This window comes from Clostridium sp. CCUG 7971 (genome assembly GCF_017590215.1).
Lineage (GTDB): Bacteria > Bacillota > Clostridia > Peptostreptococcales > Peptostreptococcaceae > Faecalimicrobium.
In genome coordinates this window covers 1-1,384 of the sequence record NZ_JAFFPK010000217.1, presented here as the reverse complement: position 1 = coordinate 1,384, position 1,384 = coordinate 1, and the positions used below count along the sequence as shown (strand labels likewise).

Genomic DNA, 1,384 nt, shown 5'->3' with positions numbered 1-1,384 from the left:
TTTTTATTTGTTATTATTTTTGGAAATGTCTTTCTAATAAACCTAAGAATGCTTTACCATGTCTTGCTTCATCTTTACACATTTCATGTACTGTATCATGTATAGCATCAAGTCCTAATTCTTTAGCTCTCTTTGCTATTTTTAATTTTCCTTCTGTTGCTCCGTATTCTGCTTCTACTCTTGCTTTTAAATTAGCTTGAGTGTCTGCTACTACTACTTCACCTAATAATTCAGCAAATTTAGCTGCATGTTCTGCTTCTTCAAATGCTATTCTCTTGTAAGCTTCTGCTACTTCTGGGTATCCTTCTCTATCAGCTTGACGGCTCATTGCAAGATACATTCCTACTTCTGTACATTCTCCAACAAAGTTAGCTCTTAATCCTTCTAATATTTCTTCATCTACTCCTTGAGCTGCTCCTATTCTGTGCTCATCAGCCCAAACCATTTCACCTTTCATTTCTTCGAACTTCTCAGGTCCTACTTTACATACTGGACATAGCTCTGGTGCTTTTTCTCCTTCATGTATATATCCACATACTGTACAAACAAATTTTTTCATATTTATATCCTCCCTAAATTTTATTTATTTTAAAGTTTCACTTTTCAATAATAGTAATGATTACTGCTATAATATATTTATACCCAGCAAATACTACTTAAAACAAATTTATTTATTTTTTATTATTTTATTTTTGGAAATGTCTTTCTAGTAAACCTAAGAATGCTTTACCATGCCTTGCTTCATCTTTACACATTTCATGTACTGTATCATGTATAGCATCAAGTCCTAATTCTTTAGCTCTCTTTGCTATTTTTAATTTTCCTTCTGTTGCTCCGTATTCTGCTTCTACTCTTGCTTTTAAGTTAGCTTGAGTGTCAGCTACTACTACTTCTCCTAATAATTCAGCAAATTTAGCTGCATGTTCTGCCTCTTCAAATGCTATTCTCTTGTAAGCTTCTGCTACTTCTGGATATCCCTCTCTATCAGCTTGACGACTCATTGCAAGATACATTCCTACTTCTGTGCATTCTCCAACAAAGTTTGCTCTTAATCCTTCTAATACGTCTTCATCTACTCCTTGAGCTGCTCCTATTCTATGTTCATCAGCCCAAACCATTTCACCTTTCATTTCTTCAAACTTTTCAGGTCCTACTTTACATAATGGACAAGCTTGAGGTGCTGTTTCTCCTTCGTGTATATATCCACATACTGTACAAACAAATTTTTTCATATTTACATCCTCCCAAAATTATCATTTAATAATAGTAATGATTACTGTTATGATATATTTATACCCGCTATGTATTACTTAAAACATTTTTTATTTATTTTTTTATAAATTTTATAACTTCTATATTTTTAAGATTTATAAGAAAATAAAAA

Annotated in this window: 2 protein-coding genes; both read right to left on the bottom strand. The window is 32.1% G+C overall.

Annotated elements, in window-relative coordinates; translation table 11 throughout:
* Positions 1 to 13 precede the first annotated feature (13 nt).
* A complete protein-coding gene (locus JWF52_RS18845) occupies positions 14 to 559 on the bottom strand; it encodes an NADH peroxidase (protein WP_208335007.1) in 546 nt (181 codons plus the stop codon).
* Positions 560 to 686: 127 nt separating this feature from the next.
* Complete coding sequence (locus JWF52_RS18840) at positions 687 to 1,232, bottom strand: NADH peroxidase (protein ID WP_208335006.1); 546 nt, start codon at positions 1,230 to 1,232, stop codon at positions 687 to 689.
* Positions 1,233 to 1,384 lie beyond the last annotated feature (152 nt).